Below are 14,608 nucleotides of genomic sequence, written 5' to 3'. Positions count from 1 at the left end.
GAGACGGATGAACATCACCACCTTTGCCAAACGCCTGTTCCTGTTAGTACCGCTGCTCCTCTCACCTGCCGCGTTCGCGGTCGAGATGATGCCGTCGCCACCGCAACTGGCCGCCAAGGCCTATGTGCTCATGGATGCCAGCAGCGGCAACGTGCTGGTCGAGAACAACGGTGACCAGCGCCTGCCACCGGCCAGCCTCACCAAGCTGATGACCGCGTACATCGCGACTCTGGAAATCCGTCGTGGCCAGATCGGCGAAAACGATCCGGTGACCGTCAGCGAGAATGCCTGGCGCACCGGCGGTTCGCGGATGTTCATCAAGGTCGGCACGCAAGTCACTGTCAGCGACCTGCTGCACGGCATCATCATTCAGTCGGGTAACGACGCCAGTGTTGCGCTCTCCGAGCACATCGCCGGCAGCGAAGACGCCTTCGCCGACATGATGAACAAAACCGTGGCCGACCTGGGCATGACCAACAGCCACTTCATGAACCCGACCGGTCTGCCGAACCCAGAGCACTACTCGTCGGCTCACGACATGGCCGTGCTGGCCCGCGCGATCATCCACGAAGACCCGGCTCACTACGCGATCTACTCGCAGAAAGAGTTCTTCTGGAACGGTATCAAGCAACCTAACCGTAACCTGCTGCTGTGGCGCGACAAGACCGTCGACGGTCTGAAAACCGGCCACACCGACGAAGCGGGCTACTGCATGGTGTCTTCGGCTGTACGTGATGGCATGCGCCTGATCGCTGTGGTGTTCGGCACCAACAGCGAAGTGGCCCGTGCCTCTGAAACCCAGAAGCTGCTGACCTACGGTTTCCGTTTCTTCGAAACCCAGACCTTCTATCAGAAAGGCACCGAGCTGGCTCAGGCGCCGGTCTGGAAAGGCACCACCAATCAAGTCAAGGCCGGCCTGGCTGAAGACCTGACCATGACCCTGCCAAAAGGTCAGCTGAAAAAGCTTGCCGCCAGCATGACCATGAACCCGCAACTGGTTGCGCCAATCGCCAAGGGCGACGTGATCGGTAAAGTCGAAGTGAAACTGGACGACAAGGTCGTGCACAGCGCTGACCTGATCGCCCTGGACGCTGTCGAGGAGGGTGGTATCTTCCGCCGCATGTGGGATAGCATCCGTCTATTCTTCTACGGCTTGTTCAACTGAATTAGTGTGGACCTGCATGGCCCCGTTCCCATCCGGAGCGGGGCCATGTCCGTTACCACGGCTTACGCATACGAGGCCGTTACGCCATGACCGATACCGAAGTAAAGGCGCCTAAGATCGAATTCCCCCAGACTGATTATCCGGTTAAGGTGATCTGCGATACGGGCGTGGGCAATAAGGACAGGATCATCGAGATCGTCAAGAAATACGCGACGATCAACGATGAGCGTGTCGATGAGCGTCAAAGCAGCAACGGCAAGTACACCACCATTCAGTTGCACATCGTCGCGACCGACCAGGACCAGCTGTACAACATCAACAGCTTTCTGCGCGCTACCGGTTTCGTGCACATGGTGTTGTGATGTCTGGCACGCTGGGCTTTCGCGAGCTCGGCCAGATGGCTTACGAGCCGGTCTGGCATGCCATGCAGCGTTTCACCAACGAACGGGGCAGCGATGCCGCGGACGAAATCTGGCTGGTGGAACACCCTCCGGTGTTCACCCAGGGGCAGGCCGGCAAGGCCGAGCACCTGTTGCTGCCGGGTGATATTCCGGTGGTGCAGGTTGATCGGGGTGGTCAGGTGACTTACCACGGTCCCGGCCAGTTGGTGGCCTACCTGCTGCTCGATGTTCGCAAATTGGGTTTTGGTGTGCGTGACCTGGTCACCCGCATGGAACATTGCCTGATCGAGCTCCTGGCCAGTTACGGCGTCACGGCGGCGGCCAAGCCGGATGCGCCAGGTGTCTATGTCGACGGAGCGAAAATCGCGTCCCTGGGGCTGCGGATTCGCCACGGTTGTTCCTTTCATGGCCTGGCCCTGAACGTGGACATGGACCTGGAACCGTTTCGACGGATTAATCCCTGCGGCTACGCCGGGCTGGCGATGACCCAGCTAAGCGATCACGCAGGATCGATTGAATTTGCCGAGGTAAGTGCCCGGCTGCGCGCGCAGCTCGTCAAACACCTCGACTATGCTGAGCAGACGACCCTAACGGGCGGAATCGACTGATATGACTACTGATGCAGTGCAAACCATGATCCCGACGCTGGATGTCACCGAGCGTCCGGCCCCGCGTGCCAAGGTAGAAGCCGGCGTCAAGCTGCGCGGCGCCGAGAAGGTTGCACGCATTCCGGTAAAGATCATTCCGACCACCGAACTGCCGAAGAAGCCGGACTGGATTCGTGTGCGTATTCCGGTTTCCCCGGAAGTCGACCGTATCAAGGCCCTGCTGCGCAAACACAAGCTGCACAGCGTGTGCGAAGAAGCGTCCTGCCCGAACCTGGGCGAGTGCTTCTCCGGCGGCACCGCCACCTTCATGATCATGGGTGACATCTGCACCCGTCGTTGCCCTTTCTGCGACGTGGGCCACGGTCGTCCGAAACCTCTGGACGTGAACGAGCCGGAAAGCCTGGCCATCGCCATCGCCGACCTGAAGCTCAAGTACGTGGTGATTACCTCGGTTGACCGCGATGACCTGCGTGACGGCGGTGCCCAGCACTTTGCCGATTGCATCCGCGAGATCCGCAAGCTCTCGCCGAACGTGCAGCTCGAAACCCTGGTTCCGGACTATCGTGGCCGCATGGACGTTGCGCTGGAAATCACCGCCGCCGAGCCGCCGGATGTGTTCAACCACAACCTGGAAACCGTACCGCGCCTGTACAAGGCCGCGCGTCCGGGTTCGGATTACCAGTGGTCGCTGACCCTGCTGCAACGCTTCAAGCAGATGATGCCGCACATTCCGACCAAATCCGGCCTGATGCTGGGCCTGGGCGAAACTGACGAAGAAGTCATCGAAGTCATGAAACGCATGCGCGAGCACGACATCGACATGCTGACCCTGGGCCAGTACTTGCAGCCATCGCGCAGCCACTTGCCGGTCCAGCGCTTCGTGCACCCGGACACGTTCGCCTGGTTTGCCGAAGAAGGTTACAAAATGGGCTTCAAAAACGTCGCGTCCGGCCCGTTGGTACGCTCGTCGTACCACGCCGATGAGCAGGCGAAGCTGGTTAAAGCCGAGCTGATGTCGTCGTGATCGGCTGATAGAAGCGCAAAGCGCCCGCAAGGTTAATGACCTCGCGGGCGTTTTTTTGTCTGCCTCGCGGCCACTGTCCCCTTCTGTTTATTCCCTTTCCTGACTACTGTGTGTTTGATGCTTACATGCGGGGAGATTCATGGATGACTGTTCGACCAACCCACACCCTATGTCCACATGCCGCTGTTCCTGCCCTGCCGTCGGAAGGGTTGATCGGCGTCATTGCGCCCGCCGGTCCCGCCGCGCTGGACACCCATAAAGCCGTCACGTGGATGCGCGCTCGCGGTTACGAAATACGGGTGTTTCCCGGGGTGTACAAAAAAGACGGCTACCTGGCCGGTAGTGACGATATTCGCCTCAACGATTTGCACGCCGCTTTTGCCGATCCTGAAATCGACGCCATCATCTGCCTGCGTGGTGGTTACGGTACGCCGCGGCTGCTTGATCGCATCGACTTCGAACTGCTGCGCAACAACGCCAAGCCGTTCATCGGCTACAGCGATATCACTGCGCTGCATGTCGCAATCAGCCGTTATGCAGGGTTCGTGACGTTTCACGGTCCGCTGCTTAACGCCGACTTGCTGGGTGAGCGGCAGCCACCCACCGAGTCATCGTTTTTCAACATGCTCAGAGGCCAGGTGAAGGCCGGTAGCCTGCTGGCGCACCCCAAGGCCTATCCGTTGACCACTATCGCGCCTGGCATCGCTCACGGGCGTTTGTTGGGCGGCAATCTGTCGATGATCGCCGCGACCATGGGCACGCCTTATGAAATTGATGCCGAAGGCGTCATTCTGTTTATGGAAGACATCAACGAGCCGCTGTATCGCATCGACCGGTTGCTGACGCATCTGCGCCTGGCGGGCACGCTGGGCAAGTTGCGCGGGGTTCTGGTGGGAGATGTGGCCGGGGTGGATACGACGGCGCTGGAGCGGTTGCTCAAGCAGGCCTTTGAACCGTTGCGGATACCGGTGCTGTCCGGGTGGCGCAGCGGGCATTGCGACCCGAACCTGACATTGCCGATGGGGGCATTGGTCAAGCTGGATGCGGGGGGCAAGGAGTTGGTGTTGGAGCAGGATGTGGTGATCAGGCGTTAGGTGTTTGTCGCCTGTCAGTCAGTCTTCGCGGGCAAGCCATGCTCCTACAGTTCCCGGTGTACGTGATATTGCGTACGCCGGGGACCGGGTAGGAGCAAGGCTTGCCCGCGAAGCTTTTAGCGGCTGCGCAAGCCTTCGAGCAGCTTGTGCGTCGGATAACCATCCGCCGGCCAGCCAAACGATTGTTGAGCACTACGAATGGCCTTGCGGGTATTGGCGCCGATGATCCCATCGGGTGTGCCCGCGTCGTAGTTCTGCGCACTCAGCAAACTCTGCAGTTCGATCCGTTCGGTGCGGCTCAACGGCAAATCATCTTTTGGCCACGAACCGCTGATCAGGCCTGCGCCATTGAATCGCTCAGACAACAGGCTCACGGCCAGCGCATAGGACGACGAGTTGTTGTACTTGAGGATCGCGCGGAAGTTGTCGAGGACCAGGAAAGCCGGGCCACGGTAGCCGGCCGGCAGCAGCAGGGCGGCGGACAAGTGTTCTGAACCGGCCGGCACCTTGGCGCCATTGGGCAGCGTGACGCCCATCTGCAGCCATTCGGCGACACTCTTGCGAATCGTGCCGTCGGCCAGGACGTAATTGAAGCCACTCGCCAGTTGCACCTCGAAGCCCCACGGCTGGCCTTTCTGCCAGCCGGAGCTTTGCAGGTAATGGGCGGTCGAGGCCAGGGCGTCGGCGGGGCTGCCCCAGATGTCGCGGCGACCGTCGCCATCGAAGTCTACGGCGTGGGTGTTGTAGGTCGTCGGGATGAATTGGGTCTGACCCATGGCGCCGGCCCACGAGCCGAGCATTTTTTCCGGCGTGATGTCGCCTTGTTGCAGGATCTGCAGGGCAGCAATCAGTTGCGCGTGGGCGAACCCGGGGCGGCGGCCTTCGTAGGCCAGGGTCGCCAGGGAATTGATCACCGACTTGTTGCCCTGGAACTGACCGAAGTTACTTTCCATGCCCCACACTGCGACCAGTGCCTGACGATCAACGCCATAGCGCTGCTCGATGCTTTGCAGGATGTCGGCGTACTGGCTGACCAGCGACTGGCCTTTGCGCACGCGCAGGGGGGACAGGGCGCCGTCGAGGTATTCCCACACCGGGCGGGAGAATTCTGGTTGGCTGCGGTCGGCGCGAATCACGCTGGGATCGAAGCTGACGTTGGCGAAGGCGCGGTCGAACAGGTCGGCGCGGATGCCGGCGGCCAGCGCGTCCTTACGGAAGCCCGCCTGCCATTCGGCGAAGGTCTGGGTGGGCTGGATGTCGAGGTCTTCACCGGTCGGAACCACCGGCGGAATGACCGCAGGGGCTGACGCGACAGGCAAGGTCTGAAGCGGCTGGGCGTCGGCGGCGGTTGGTTTTTCCGCGCAGGCGACAAGCAAAATGAGGCTGGAGGCAGCGATCAGTTGGCGCAGATGCCAACGACGGGAAAGACTAAGGGGCATGCACGGGTCCAGGGAATTCGAATCAGGTGCAGACCTTAACATGTTGAGCGAACGCCTGCCTTTCAGGCCGCCAGAAAGTAAGAAGCCTCCCAGCTTTTAGACTGGAAGGCTTCGCGGCGGTAGCTGCCTTTGCCCTTGCCGGCGGGTTCCTGACGGCTGCGGAACAGTGGCTGGGCGATGATGGATTTGGCCTTGTTGGGGCCATGTTTAGATGGCTTTTTGCTCATGATGATTGCTCGCAGGGTAGTGGGTTTTTGCGGGGGAAATCATCTGCTGAAGTCAGCGTTCTGTCTACTGCCGAAATGTTACCTGTGGCGAGGGAGCTCGCTCCCGCTCGGCTGCGCAGCAGTCGTGAAAAGGGTGAACGAGTAACATCTGGCAATCGCGGCGACTGATTTCAGGGTCGCTTCGCAACCCAGCGGGAGCAAGCTCCCTCGCCACAAAAGCCTTACTCAGCAGGCAATGTCAGGCGTTGACCGGCCATCAGCAACGACAACCGGCTCAGGCTCATCCACGGCGAACCTGCGGCCTGTCCTTTTATCTGCGCATCGATGCGCTGGGCTTCCAGCAGCAACTGCGCCCAGCGTTGCGCCGAGTAGCGTTGCAGGGCTTTGCTCATCAGTGGTTTGCGTTTGTCCCAGACGGGCGGGCGGGCCGAGCTGAAGGCTTTGTCCAGCGGCACACCCTGGCTGTATTGCAGCGACAGGCTGGCCAGCAGGCGCAGTTCCCGTGCCAGGGCCCAGAGGATCACCGGCGGTTCGACGCCTTCACCGCGCAGGCCTTCGAGCATGCGCAGGGCATGGGCGGCCTCGCCGTTGAGAATGGCATCGGTGAGCCCGAAGACATCAAAGCGTGCACTGTCGGCCACAGCGGCCTGCACGGTTTCGACGGTGATCTGACCGCTTTCGGCCATCAGCTTGAGCTTTTCGATTTCCTGGGCGGCGGCCAGCAGGTTGCCTTCGACACGCGCGGCGATCAACTCGACCGCGTCCTGGCTGGCGGAAAGCCCGGCCTGGGACAGTCGCTGACGGATCCAGCTCGGTAACTGGTTGGCTTCCACCGGCCAGATCTGTACGAACTGCGTCTGCTGGCCTTCGACCAGCGCCTTGCCCCACTTGGTTTTCTGCGCGCTACCATCGAGTTTCGGCAGGCTGATCAGCAGCACCGTGTCTTCAGCGGGGCGCGAGCAGTATTCGATGAACGCAGCCGCGCCCTTGTCCCCGGGTTTGCCGGAGGGCAGGCGCAATTCCAGCAAGCGTTTTTCGGCGAACAACGACATGCTCGCGCCGGCTTGCAGCAACGTGCCCCAGTCGAAGCTGGCATCGGCGGCAAAGACCTGGCGTTCGTCGAAACCCTGTTGGCGAGCGGCGGCGCGGATGGCGTCGGCGGCTTCCTGGCACAGCAAGGGGTCATCGCCGCTGATGATGTAAACCGGCGCGAGGGCACCTTGCAGGTGTTTGGCGAGTTGGGCGGGAGCGAGCTTCATAAGAGAGGGCAAACGGGGCGCTTGAGCGCCCCGTAAGTCTTACTGCTTCGGCAGCTGGACAGGCGACTGGCGCGGGGTGTTCGCTTCAGCCTTCTGCGCCGCTTCCAGCGCCGCAGCTTCAGCCTTGGCGCGGGCTTCGGCGGTCTGCTGCAGTTGATCCAGCTGGGCCGGAGAGAGCTGCTGCAGGCGCAGGATCATGCGCTGGATCAGTTCGCGACGAGTTTCGTTGCGGGCAGTGGCGGCTTCCTGGTCGGAACCCACCAGGTTGTTGCCGTCATGGATAAAGATTTTCTGCACTTCAAGCTTGTCGCTCATCAGCTGCAGGTCGTGAGCCCCACGGATATCGTAGTTCAGCACGGTCGTCACCTGATACTCACCCGTACGACCGGCACCCGCGTAGCTGAGGATGCGCTGGTTTTCCTGCTCGTCGGTCAGCACCAGTTTGTAAGGGGCACCGGTGTAAACCTTGACGCCGCTGCCTTCCAGTACTTGACGCAGTTGCTTCACGGTTTCGCCGTAGGCATTACGGGCGCTCACGTCGAGCTCCTTGATCGCCAGATCGGTGGTGCCGGTGCCACGCAGCTGGAAACCGCAGGCGCTCAGCAGAACGGCGAGGCCCATCACCAGCAAATTGCGTTTGATCATCTTGTTGCTCCCCTTGAAACCAGGTGGGCCGATCATGCGGCCCGAAAGGTTTTACTCGGCGCCAGGCTTGACCTGACGCCTGATCCAATTAGCTGGCGACGATATTGACCAGTTTCCCGGGCACTACGATCACTTTACGAATCGTCAGACCGTCGACAAAGCGCAGCACGTTGTCGTTGGCCCGTGCAGCGGCTTCGACTTCTTCGCGGCTGGCGCTGGCCGGCATTTCGATGTGGCCACGCAATTTGCCGTTCACTTGAATGACCAGTTGCAGGGTGTCCTGCACCAGGGCGTTCTCGTCCAGCACCGGCCAGCCCGCGTCGATCACCGGGTCAGCGTGACCCAGTTGATGCCACAGCTCGTGGCTGATGTGCGGGGTGATCGGCGCCAGCAGCAGCGTCACGGTTTCCAGGCCTTCGTGAATCAGTGCGCGATCCTGTTCGGTAGCTTGCGCGGCTTTTTCCAGCACGTTCATCAGCGTCATCACCTGGGCGATGGCGGTGTTGAATTTGTGGTTCTGGCCGACGTCGTGGCTGGCCTGCTTGATGGCCTGGTGGATCGAACGGCGAACGACTTTCTGCTCGTCGCTCAGACCGGCTACGTCCAGTTTGCCCGGCAGGCCTTGAGTGACGTGGGCTTGAGCCAGGCGCCAGACGCGCTTGAGGAAGCGGTGCGAACCTTCCACGCCGGAGTCGGACCATTCCGCGCTCATGTCGGGTGGCGAGGCGAACATCATGAACAGGCGGCAGGTGTCTGCGCCGAACTGATCGATCATCGACTGAGGGTCGACGCCGTTGTTCTTCGACTTGGCCATCTTCTCGGTGCCGCCGATTTCCACCGGCAGGCCGTCCGCGATCAGCTTGGCGCTGATGACCTTGGCCTTGCTGTCACGCTCGAGTTCGACATCCGCCGGGTTGAACCAGGTGTAGGCTCCGTTGGCTTCGCGACGATAGTAAGTCTCGGCGATCACCATGCCTTGGGTCAGCAGGTTCTTGAACGGTTCGTTGGAGCTCACCAGGCCTTCGTCGCGCATCAGCTTGTGGAAGAAGCGCGCGTAGAGCAGGTGGAGAATGGCGTGTTCGATACCGCCGATGTACTGGTCCACAGGCAGCCAATGGTCCGCCGCGGATTTTTCCACCAGACCGCCTTCATAGTGCGGCGAGGCGTAACGGGCGTAGTACCACGAGGACTCGACGAAGGTGTCCATGGTGTCGGTTTCACGCTTGGCCGGTGCGCCGCATTTCGGGCAGCTGCACTCGTAGAACTCGGGCATGCGCGCCAATGGCGAACCGGCGCCGTCCGGAACGACGTCTTCCGGCAGAACGACAGGCAATTGGTCTTCCGGCACCGGCACATCACCGCAGGTGGTGCAGTGGATGATCGGGATCGGGCAGCCCCAGTAGCGCTGGCGGCTGATGCCCCAGTCGCGCAGGCGGAACTGGGTGCGCGAGGCGCCGAGGTTTTTCTTGATCAGCGCGACTTCCATGGCGTCGAAGGCGCCTGCGAAGTCGAGACCGTCGAACTCGGCGGAATTGATCAGCGTGCCGTGTTCGCCGTAAGCGTCCTGCCAAGGCGCCGGGTTGGTGTCACCGGAGCTGGTACGCACCACCGATTTGACCGGCAGGTTGTACTTGTGGGCGAATTCGAAATCACGCTCGTCGTGGGCCGGAACAGCCATCACAGCGCCATCGCCGTAGTGCATCAGCACGTAGTTGGCGACCCATACCGGCAGTTTTTCACCGGTCAGCGGGTGCTCGACGAACAGGCCGGTCGGCAGGCCTTTTTTCTCTTGAGTGGCGACGTCGGCTTCGGCAACGCTGCCGCCCTTGCATTCAGCGATGAACGCTTGCAGCTCAGGGTTGTTCTGCGCGGCCAGTGCGGCCAGATGGTGTTCAGCGGCGACGGCAACATACGTCGCGCCCATCAGGGTATCCGGACGGGTGGTGAAGACTTTCAGGGTGCCGGTTTCGCCGATGGAGTCGACGTTGTACGGAAACTGCACTTCCATCCCGCGAGACTTGCCGATCCAGTTGCGCTGCATGGTCTTGACCTGTTCAGGCCAGCCCGGCAGATCGTCGAGACTCTCCAGCAGTTCATCCGCGTAGGCGGTGATCTTGAAGTAGTACATCGGGATTTCGCGTTTTTCGATCAGCGCGCCGGAGCGCCAGCCGCGACCGTCGATCACCTGCTCGTTGGCCAGAACGGTCTGGTCGACCGGGTCCCAGTTCACGGTGCCGCTTTTCTTGTAGATCACACCTTTTTCGAACAGGCGAGTGAACAGCCATTGTTCCCAGCGGTAGTAATCCGGCTTGCAGGTGGTCACTTCGCGGGACCAGTCCACCGCCAGGCCCAGGCTGCGCAGCTGGGTTTTCATGTAGGCGATGTTTTCGTAGGTCCACTTGGCGGGCGCTACGTTGTTCTTCATCGCGGCGTTTTCCGCCGGCATGCCGAAGGCGTCCCAACCCATGGGTTGCAGGACGTTCTTGCCCAGCATGCGCTGGTAGCGGGAGATCACGTCGCCGATGGTGTAGTTGCGCACGTGCCCCATGTGTAGCTTGCCGCTGGGGTAAGGGAACATCGACAGGCAGTAGAAAGTCTCCTTGCCTGGCTGTTCACTGACTTCAAAGGACTTTTGCTCGTCCCAGAACGACTGGGCGGCGGCTTCGATTTCACGGGGCTGATATTGTTCGTGCATGGCTACTTTTGAACTGAATAGGGGTGGCCTAATCCTCTTCGATGCAACGCTGGGCGATGATCACGCCGAATCGGCGTTTCGTGGCCCAGACAAGCTGGAAGTGGAGTTACAGGAAGCGCCGTAGCATACATGACCGCACTCTACCGAGGGAAACCCTGATTGCTGCCACGCAACGGTCAAAATCTGCTGCGAGGGCCGTTGGTCGCGGCGTCCAGCCGGTTTGTCGAGCGAAGCTAAGCTCTAAATGGGGAGTACGTCTTATTCTTCAATGAGGTGAGGGATGGTTGAGTCACAGCAAAAAGCTACAAAACCGGAGCTGTACGAAAGACTGATCGATCGTCTGGGCATGGCCCTGGACGCGGCAAAAACCGCTGGTCAGCTGCGTGACGAACGTCCTCTTGAGCTGGAACTGCGTGGCCTGAGCCCCGCTGAGTTTGCACTGGTCAAGGCGTATCTGGATCGCAGCGAACGTGAAACACACGGATGCTTGTCAGAAGCAGTGAAGCAGCTCGACGCACCACGTTCGGCCAAGATCATCTGGCTAAAGGACAAGACTCCCGGCAGAGACGCGGTAAAGGTCCGGTCCCTGCAATTCAAGTAAGGGCACTTGAAGCTGAAACCATGACTGATGTTTATTTAGAGCATAGTCCTTCCGCATTTGTTGTCGCATTGCGTCAACCCACTTAGGCTTCGAGCATCTCTGGAGATGCTCGATGCCTTTTCGTTATTTCGTAAAACAACTTCTGCTGCCGCCCGGCATTCTTTTGCTGCTGTTGGTGCTTGCCTGGTGGTTGCGCCGCTCAAGGCCTCGCCTTGCTGGTTTGTGCTTTGCGCTCGGTGTGGGCGGGTTCTGGCTGATGAGCCTGCCGGTGATGGTGGAGTGGGGCGCCGCCGCCCTTGAGCGGGAACCGCCGCTGGCACGCGACGAATGGGCAACGCTGGGGCAGCGTGCGGACGCCATCGTGGTGCTGGGCTCGGGTCGTGAGCGTGGCGACCTGGCCTGGGGCGCCGATCAGCCGACCGGCATAGGCCTGGGTCGAGAACGTTATGCCGCCAGGCTAGCCAAGGCCTCAGGCCTGCCGATCCTGACCAGTGGCGGCCTGCATTACGGTACGCCGCCGACAGAGGCCCAGTTGATGGCGGACTCGATGCTCGATGATTTCGGTGTGACCGTGCGCTGGCAGGAAGGGCGCAGCCGGACGACCTGGGAGAACGCGCAGTTCAGCGCCGACGTGTTGCTGCCGCAAGGGATCAAGCGCGTCGTGGTGGTGACGCAGGCCTGGCACATGCCGCGGGCGGTCTGGAGCTTCCAGAAGGCGGGGTTCGAGGTGGTGGCCGCGCCGGTGGGGTTCCTGGGCGTGGACAACGCCCGACCGCTGGGTGGCTGGATGCCGGAATTCAAGTCGATCTGGCAGAGCGGGCAATTGTTGAATGAGGCGGCGGGGCAGATCGGGTATTGGTTCTTCTACCGCTGACCCAATTTGCAGGCACTGATCCCTGTGGCGAGGGAGCTTGTCGGATCGCCGCACCGTCCCGCTCGGCCGCGCAGCGGTCGTAATCACTGCATATGAATTCTTTTTGTCACAGGCAATTCAGGGCTGCTTCGCAGCCCAGCGGGAGCAAGCTCCCTCGCCACAAGAGCGCCCTTGATTCAGTGTTTGTCTGCTTCACACGGTTTTGGCCATCCGGCTCGCGACCAGCGCCCAGCCAAACAACAGCACACACAGGATGATGAGCGGCCACGAACGCCATTCCAGATAAGGCGTCAGATTGTGCATCGGCACCACTTCGCCATACAGAATGCCGCGCTCGAACTGTGGGATCTGGGTGGTGATCTGGCCGAATGGATTGATCAGACCGGTGACGCCGTTGTTGGTGGCGCGGATCATCCAGCGCCCGGCCTCCAGCGCACGCATCTGTGCCATCTGCACGTGTTGCAGCGGGCCGATGGAGGTGCCGAACCAGGTGTCGTTGCTGATGGTCAGCAGCAAATCGCTACGTGCGGCGAGGCTGGCAGCGAACTCCGGGTACACCACTTCGTAGCAGATGAACGGCGCAATCTGATAGCCCTTGGCCTGCAGCATCGGCTGATCGGCCGGGCCGCGGGCAAAGTCCGACATCGGCAGATCAAAGAAGGCGATCAAGCCGCGCAGCATTTCCTGCAGCGGCACGTATTCGCCGAAGGGCACCAGCTTCTGCTTCAGGTACGTACCGTCCCCCTCGCCAACGACCGTGATGCCGTTGAAAAAGCGTTTCTCGTGGCGAACTTCCTGGCGAATCGGTACGCCGGTAATCAGCGCGGACTTACGCTCTGCGGCGAAATTCCCCATCATGTTCAAGTAGCCCTCGGCGGACTCCTTGAGTACCGGGACGGCGGTTTCCGGCCAGATCAGCAGGTCGACCCTCTTGGAGCTGAAGCTCATGTCGCGGTACAGCGCCAGTTGTGCGTTGAGCTGCGCCGGGTCCCACTTCATGCTTTGTTCGACGTTGCCCTGAATCGCCGCGACGGTCAGCGGTGCGCCCGCCGGGCTGGTCCAGGCGTGACCTTTGAGCGCCATGCCCACGACCCATGGCCCGATCAGCAGCAACACGCCAGCGGCGATAAATCCTTTGCGGCCGGTCTTGACCAGGCGCGCAGCGTTGTAGATCAGCGCGGCGGTGAGGGCCAGGGTAAACGACACCAGCCACATGCCGCCCACTGGCGCGAGCCCGGCCAGCGGGCCGTTGAGCTGGCTGTAGCCGGAATAGAGCCACGGGAAACCGGTGAGAAACCAGCCGCGAAACGCTTCCTGGCCGACCCACAAGGCCGCGAACGCCAAGGCATCGGCCAGCGGCGCTTCGTTGCGGCGCAACCAGCGTGCCCACAGCCAGGCGGGCAGGGCGAAGAACCAGGCGATCGCCGCCGTGAAAATCAGCATCAGGAAACCGGCCAGCAGCACGGAAGCGCCGCCGAAGTGGTGAATGCTGTAGTAGATCCAGCTGGTGCCGGCGCCGAACAGGCCGAACCCGAAACACCAGCCACGGCCCAGGGCCTGACGGGGATTCAGTTCGCGCAAACCGGCATAGAAGAAACCGACCGCCAGCAATGCCAGCGGCCAGATATCGAACGGCGCCAACGCCAGGGTGGTGAGTGCACCGGCCGCCACGGCCAGCAGGTTACCGGGCCAGCCGGGGCGGGTCATACGATGCATTTCAATCCTTAGTGTTTACCGGGCGATTGGCGTCAGGCGAAGCAAATGAATCCGCCGACTGTCGGCATTCAAAATGCGAAAGCGATAAGGGCCGATCTCAGTGATTTCGTTGCGTTTTGGCAAGTGTCCGAACGCGCTCATCACCAGGCCGCCAACGGTGTCGAACTCGTCGTCGGAGAACTCGCTGTCGAAGAACTCGTTAAAGTTCTCGATGGGCGTCAGGGCCTTGATCAGGAAATCACCGCTGGGCAGCGGCTTGATGTAGCTGTCTTCTTCGACGTCATGTTCGTCTTCGATATCGCCGACGATTTGCTCCAGCACGTCTTCGATGGTCACCAGGCCCGCCACACCGCCGTATTCGTCAATGACGATGGCCATGTGGTTGTGGTTGGCGCGAAATTCACGCAACAGCACGTTCAGGCGCTTGGACTCGGGTACGAAAGTGGCCGGGCGCAGCAGGTCCTTGATGTTGAAGCTGTCGCCGTTCTCCTTGAGGATCAGCGGTAGCAAGTCCTTGGCCAGCAGCACGCCCATCACGTCGTCATGGCTTTCGCCGATGACCGGGTAGCGGGAGTGGGCCGAGTCGACCACGGCCGGCAGGAACTCGCGGGGTGTCTGGGTCGCCTTGATGCTGATCATCTGCGAGCGCGGGACCATGATGTCCCGTACTTGCAGGTCCGCAACCTGGATGGCGCCTTCGACGATGGCCAGCGCTTCGCTGTCCAGCAACTTGTTTTGGTGTGCGTCGCGCAGCAGCTCCAGCAGCTCCTGGCGGTTCTTCGGCTCGTGGGCAAAAGCCTGGGTCAGTTTACCCAGCCAAGACTTTTGCCCGTTGCTCGATCGATCTTCGCTCATAGCGA

General features: G+C 61.1%; 14 protein-coding genes. 7 read left to right on the top strand and 7 right to left on the bottom strand.

The annotated features are described in order from the left end of the window. The first annotated feature begins 7 nt into the window (after positions 1 to 7). The 5 genes from EJA72_RS17845 to EJA72_RS17825 all read left to right on the top strand — a co-directional run bounded on the left by EJA72_RS17845 (position 8) and on the right by EJA72_RS17825 (position 4,292). On the top strand, positions 8 to 1,165 hold the full coding sequence (locus EJA72_RS17845) for a D-alanyl-D-alanine carboxypeptidase family protein (RefSeq protein WP_157712739.1): 1,158 nt from the start codon (positions 8 to 10) through the stop codon (positions 1,163 to 1,165). Positions 1,166 to 1,251: 86 nt separating this feature from the next. Next, positions 1,252 to 1,527, top strand: coding sequence for a DUF493 domain-containing protein (locus tag EJA72_RS17840; RefSeq protein ID WP_157712738.1), 276 nt, complete (start codon positions 1,252 to 1,254; stop codon positions 1,525 to 1,527). Continuing rightward, on the top strand, positions 1,527 to 2,174 hold the full coding sequence (lipB, locus tag EJA72_RS17835) for a lipoyl(octanoyl) transferase LipB (protein WP_157712737.1): 648 nt from the start codon (positions 1,527 to 1,529) through the stop codon (positions 2,172 to 2,174). The genes EJA72_RS17840 and lipB overlap by 1 nt, the downstream gene beginning before the upstream one ends. Position 2,175: 1 nt before the next feature. Next, the gene (gene lipA / locus EJA72_RS17830; RefSeq protein WP_007946663.1) at positions 2,176 to 3,198 is read left to right on the top strand and encodes a lipoyl synthase; all 1,023 of its coding nucleotides are present in this window, start codon (positions 2,176 to 2,178) and stop codon (positions 3,196 to 3,198) included. A gap of 143 nt (positions 3,199 to 3,341) precedes the next feature. Then, entirely contained in the window at positions 3,342 to 4,292 is a 951-nt protein-coding gene (locus tag EJA72_RS17825) for an LD-carboxypeptidase (protein ID WP_157712736.1), read from the top strand. Positions 4,293 to 4,408: 116 nt separating this feature from the next. On the opposite strand, the gene EJA72_RS17820 is transcribed toward EJA72_RS17825, so the two are convergent. The 5 genes from EJA72_RS17820 to leuS form a co-directional block, all read right to left on the bottom strand. Continuing rightward, positions 4,409 to 5,731 (bottom strand): lytic murein transglycosylase, encoded by a 1,323-nt coding sequence (locus EJA72_RS17820; protein WP_157712735.1) that lies wholly within the window; start codon positions 5,729 to 5,731, stop codon positions 4,409 to 4,411. 62 nt (positions 5,732 to 5,793) lie between these two features. Further along, positions 5,794 to 5,958: an alternative ribosome rescue factor ArfA gene (arfA, locus tag EJA72_RS17815; protein WP_157712734.1), complete on the bottom strand. Its 165-nt coding sequence runs from the start codon at positions 5,956 to 5,958 to the stop codon at positions 5,794 to 5,796. Between the two features lie 221 nt (positions 5,959 to 6,179). After that, positions 6,180 to 7,217 (bottom strand): DNA polymerase III subunit delta, encoded by a 1,038-nt coding sequence (gene holA, locus EJA72_RS17810; RefSeq protein ID WP_157712733.1) that lies wholly within the window; start codon positions 7,215 to 7,217, stop codon positions 6,180 to 6,182. 39 nt (positions 7,218 to 7,256) lie between these two features. Beyond that, entirely contained in the window at positions 7,257 to 7,862 is a 606-nt protein-coding gene (lptE, locus tag EJA72_RS17805; RefSeq protein ID WP_157712732.1) for an LPS assembly lipoprotein LptE, read from the bottom strand. Between the two features lie 88 nt (positions 7,863 to 7,950). Continuing rightward, positions 7,951 to 10,557, bottom strand: coding sequence for a leucine--tRNA ligase (leuS, locus tag EJA72_RS17800; protein ID WP_157712731.1), 2,607 nt, complete (start codon positions 10,555 to 10,557; stop codon positions 7,951 to 7,953). 280 nt (positions 10,558 to 10,837) lie between these two features. Between leuS and EJA72_RS17795 the strand changes: the two genes are divergently transcribed. After that, positions 10,838 to 11,158, top strand: a complete 321-nt coding sequence (locus EJA72_RS17795) for a hypothetical protein (RefSeq protein WP_157712730.1) — start codon at positions 10,838 to 10,840, stop codon at positions 11,156 to 11,158. A 112-nt stretch (positions 11,159 to 11,270) separates the two neighbouring features. Beyond that, positions 11,271 to 12,032 carry a YdcF family protein gene (locus EJA72_RS17790; protein WP_157712729.1) on the top strand — a complete coding sequence of 254 codons (762 nt, stop codon included), beginning with the start codon at positions 11,271 to 11,273 and terminating at the stop codon, positions 12,030 to 12,032. Between the two features lie 192 nt (positions 12,033 to 12,224). Here EJA72_RS17790 and lnt read toward each other — a convergent pair whose 3' ends face one another. Together lnt and EJA72_RS17780 are read right to left on the bottom strand one after the other, a co-directional pair. Next, on the bottom strand, positions 12,225 to 13,748 hold the full coding sequence (gene lnt, locus EJA72_RS17785) for an apolipoprotein N-acyltransferase (RefSeq protein ID WP_157712728.1): 1,524 nt from the start codon (positions 13,746 to 13,748) through the stop codon (positions 12,225 to 12,227). A 15-nt stretch (positions 13,749 to 13,763) separates the two neighbouring features. Further along, positions 13,764 to 14,603 carry an HlyC/CorC family transporter gene (locus EJA72_RS17780; RefSeq protein ID WP_045062079.1) on the bottom strand — a complete coding sequence of 280 codons (840 nt, stop codon included), beginning with the start codon at positions 14,601 to 14,603 and terminating at the stop codon, positions 13,764 to 13,766. Positions 14,604 to 14,608: the final 5 nt, after the last annotated feature.

The sequence above is a fragment of the Pseudomonas sp. PB120 genome (genome assembly GCF_009761815.1).
Classification (GTDB): domain Bacteria; phylum Pseudomonadota; class Gammaproteobacteria; order Pseudomonadales; family Pseudomonadaceae; genus Aquipseudomonas.
The sequence above is the reverse complement of the archived record's forward strand: the minus strand, read 5'-3'. Positions and strand labels throughout refer to the sequence as shown.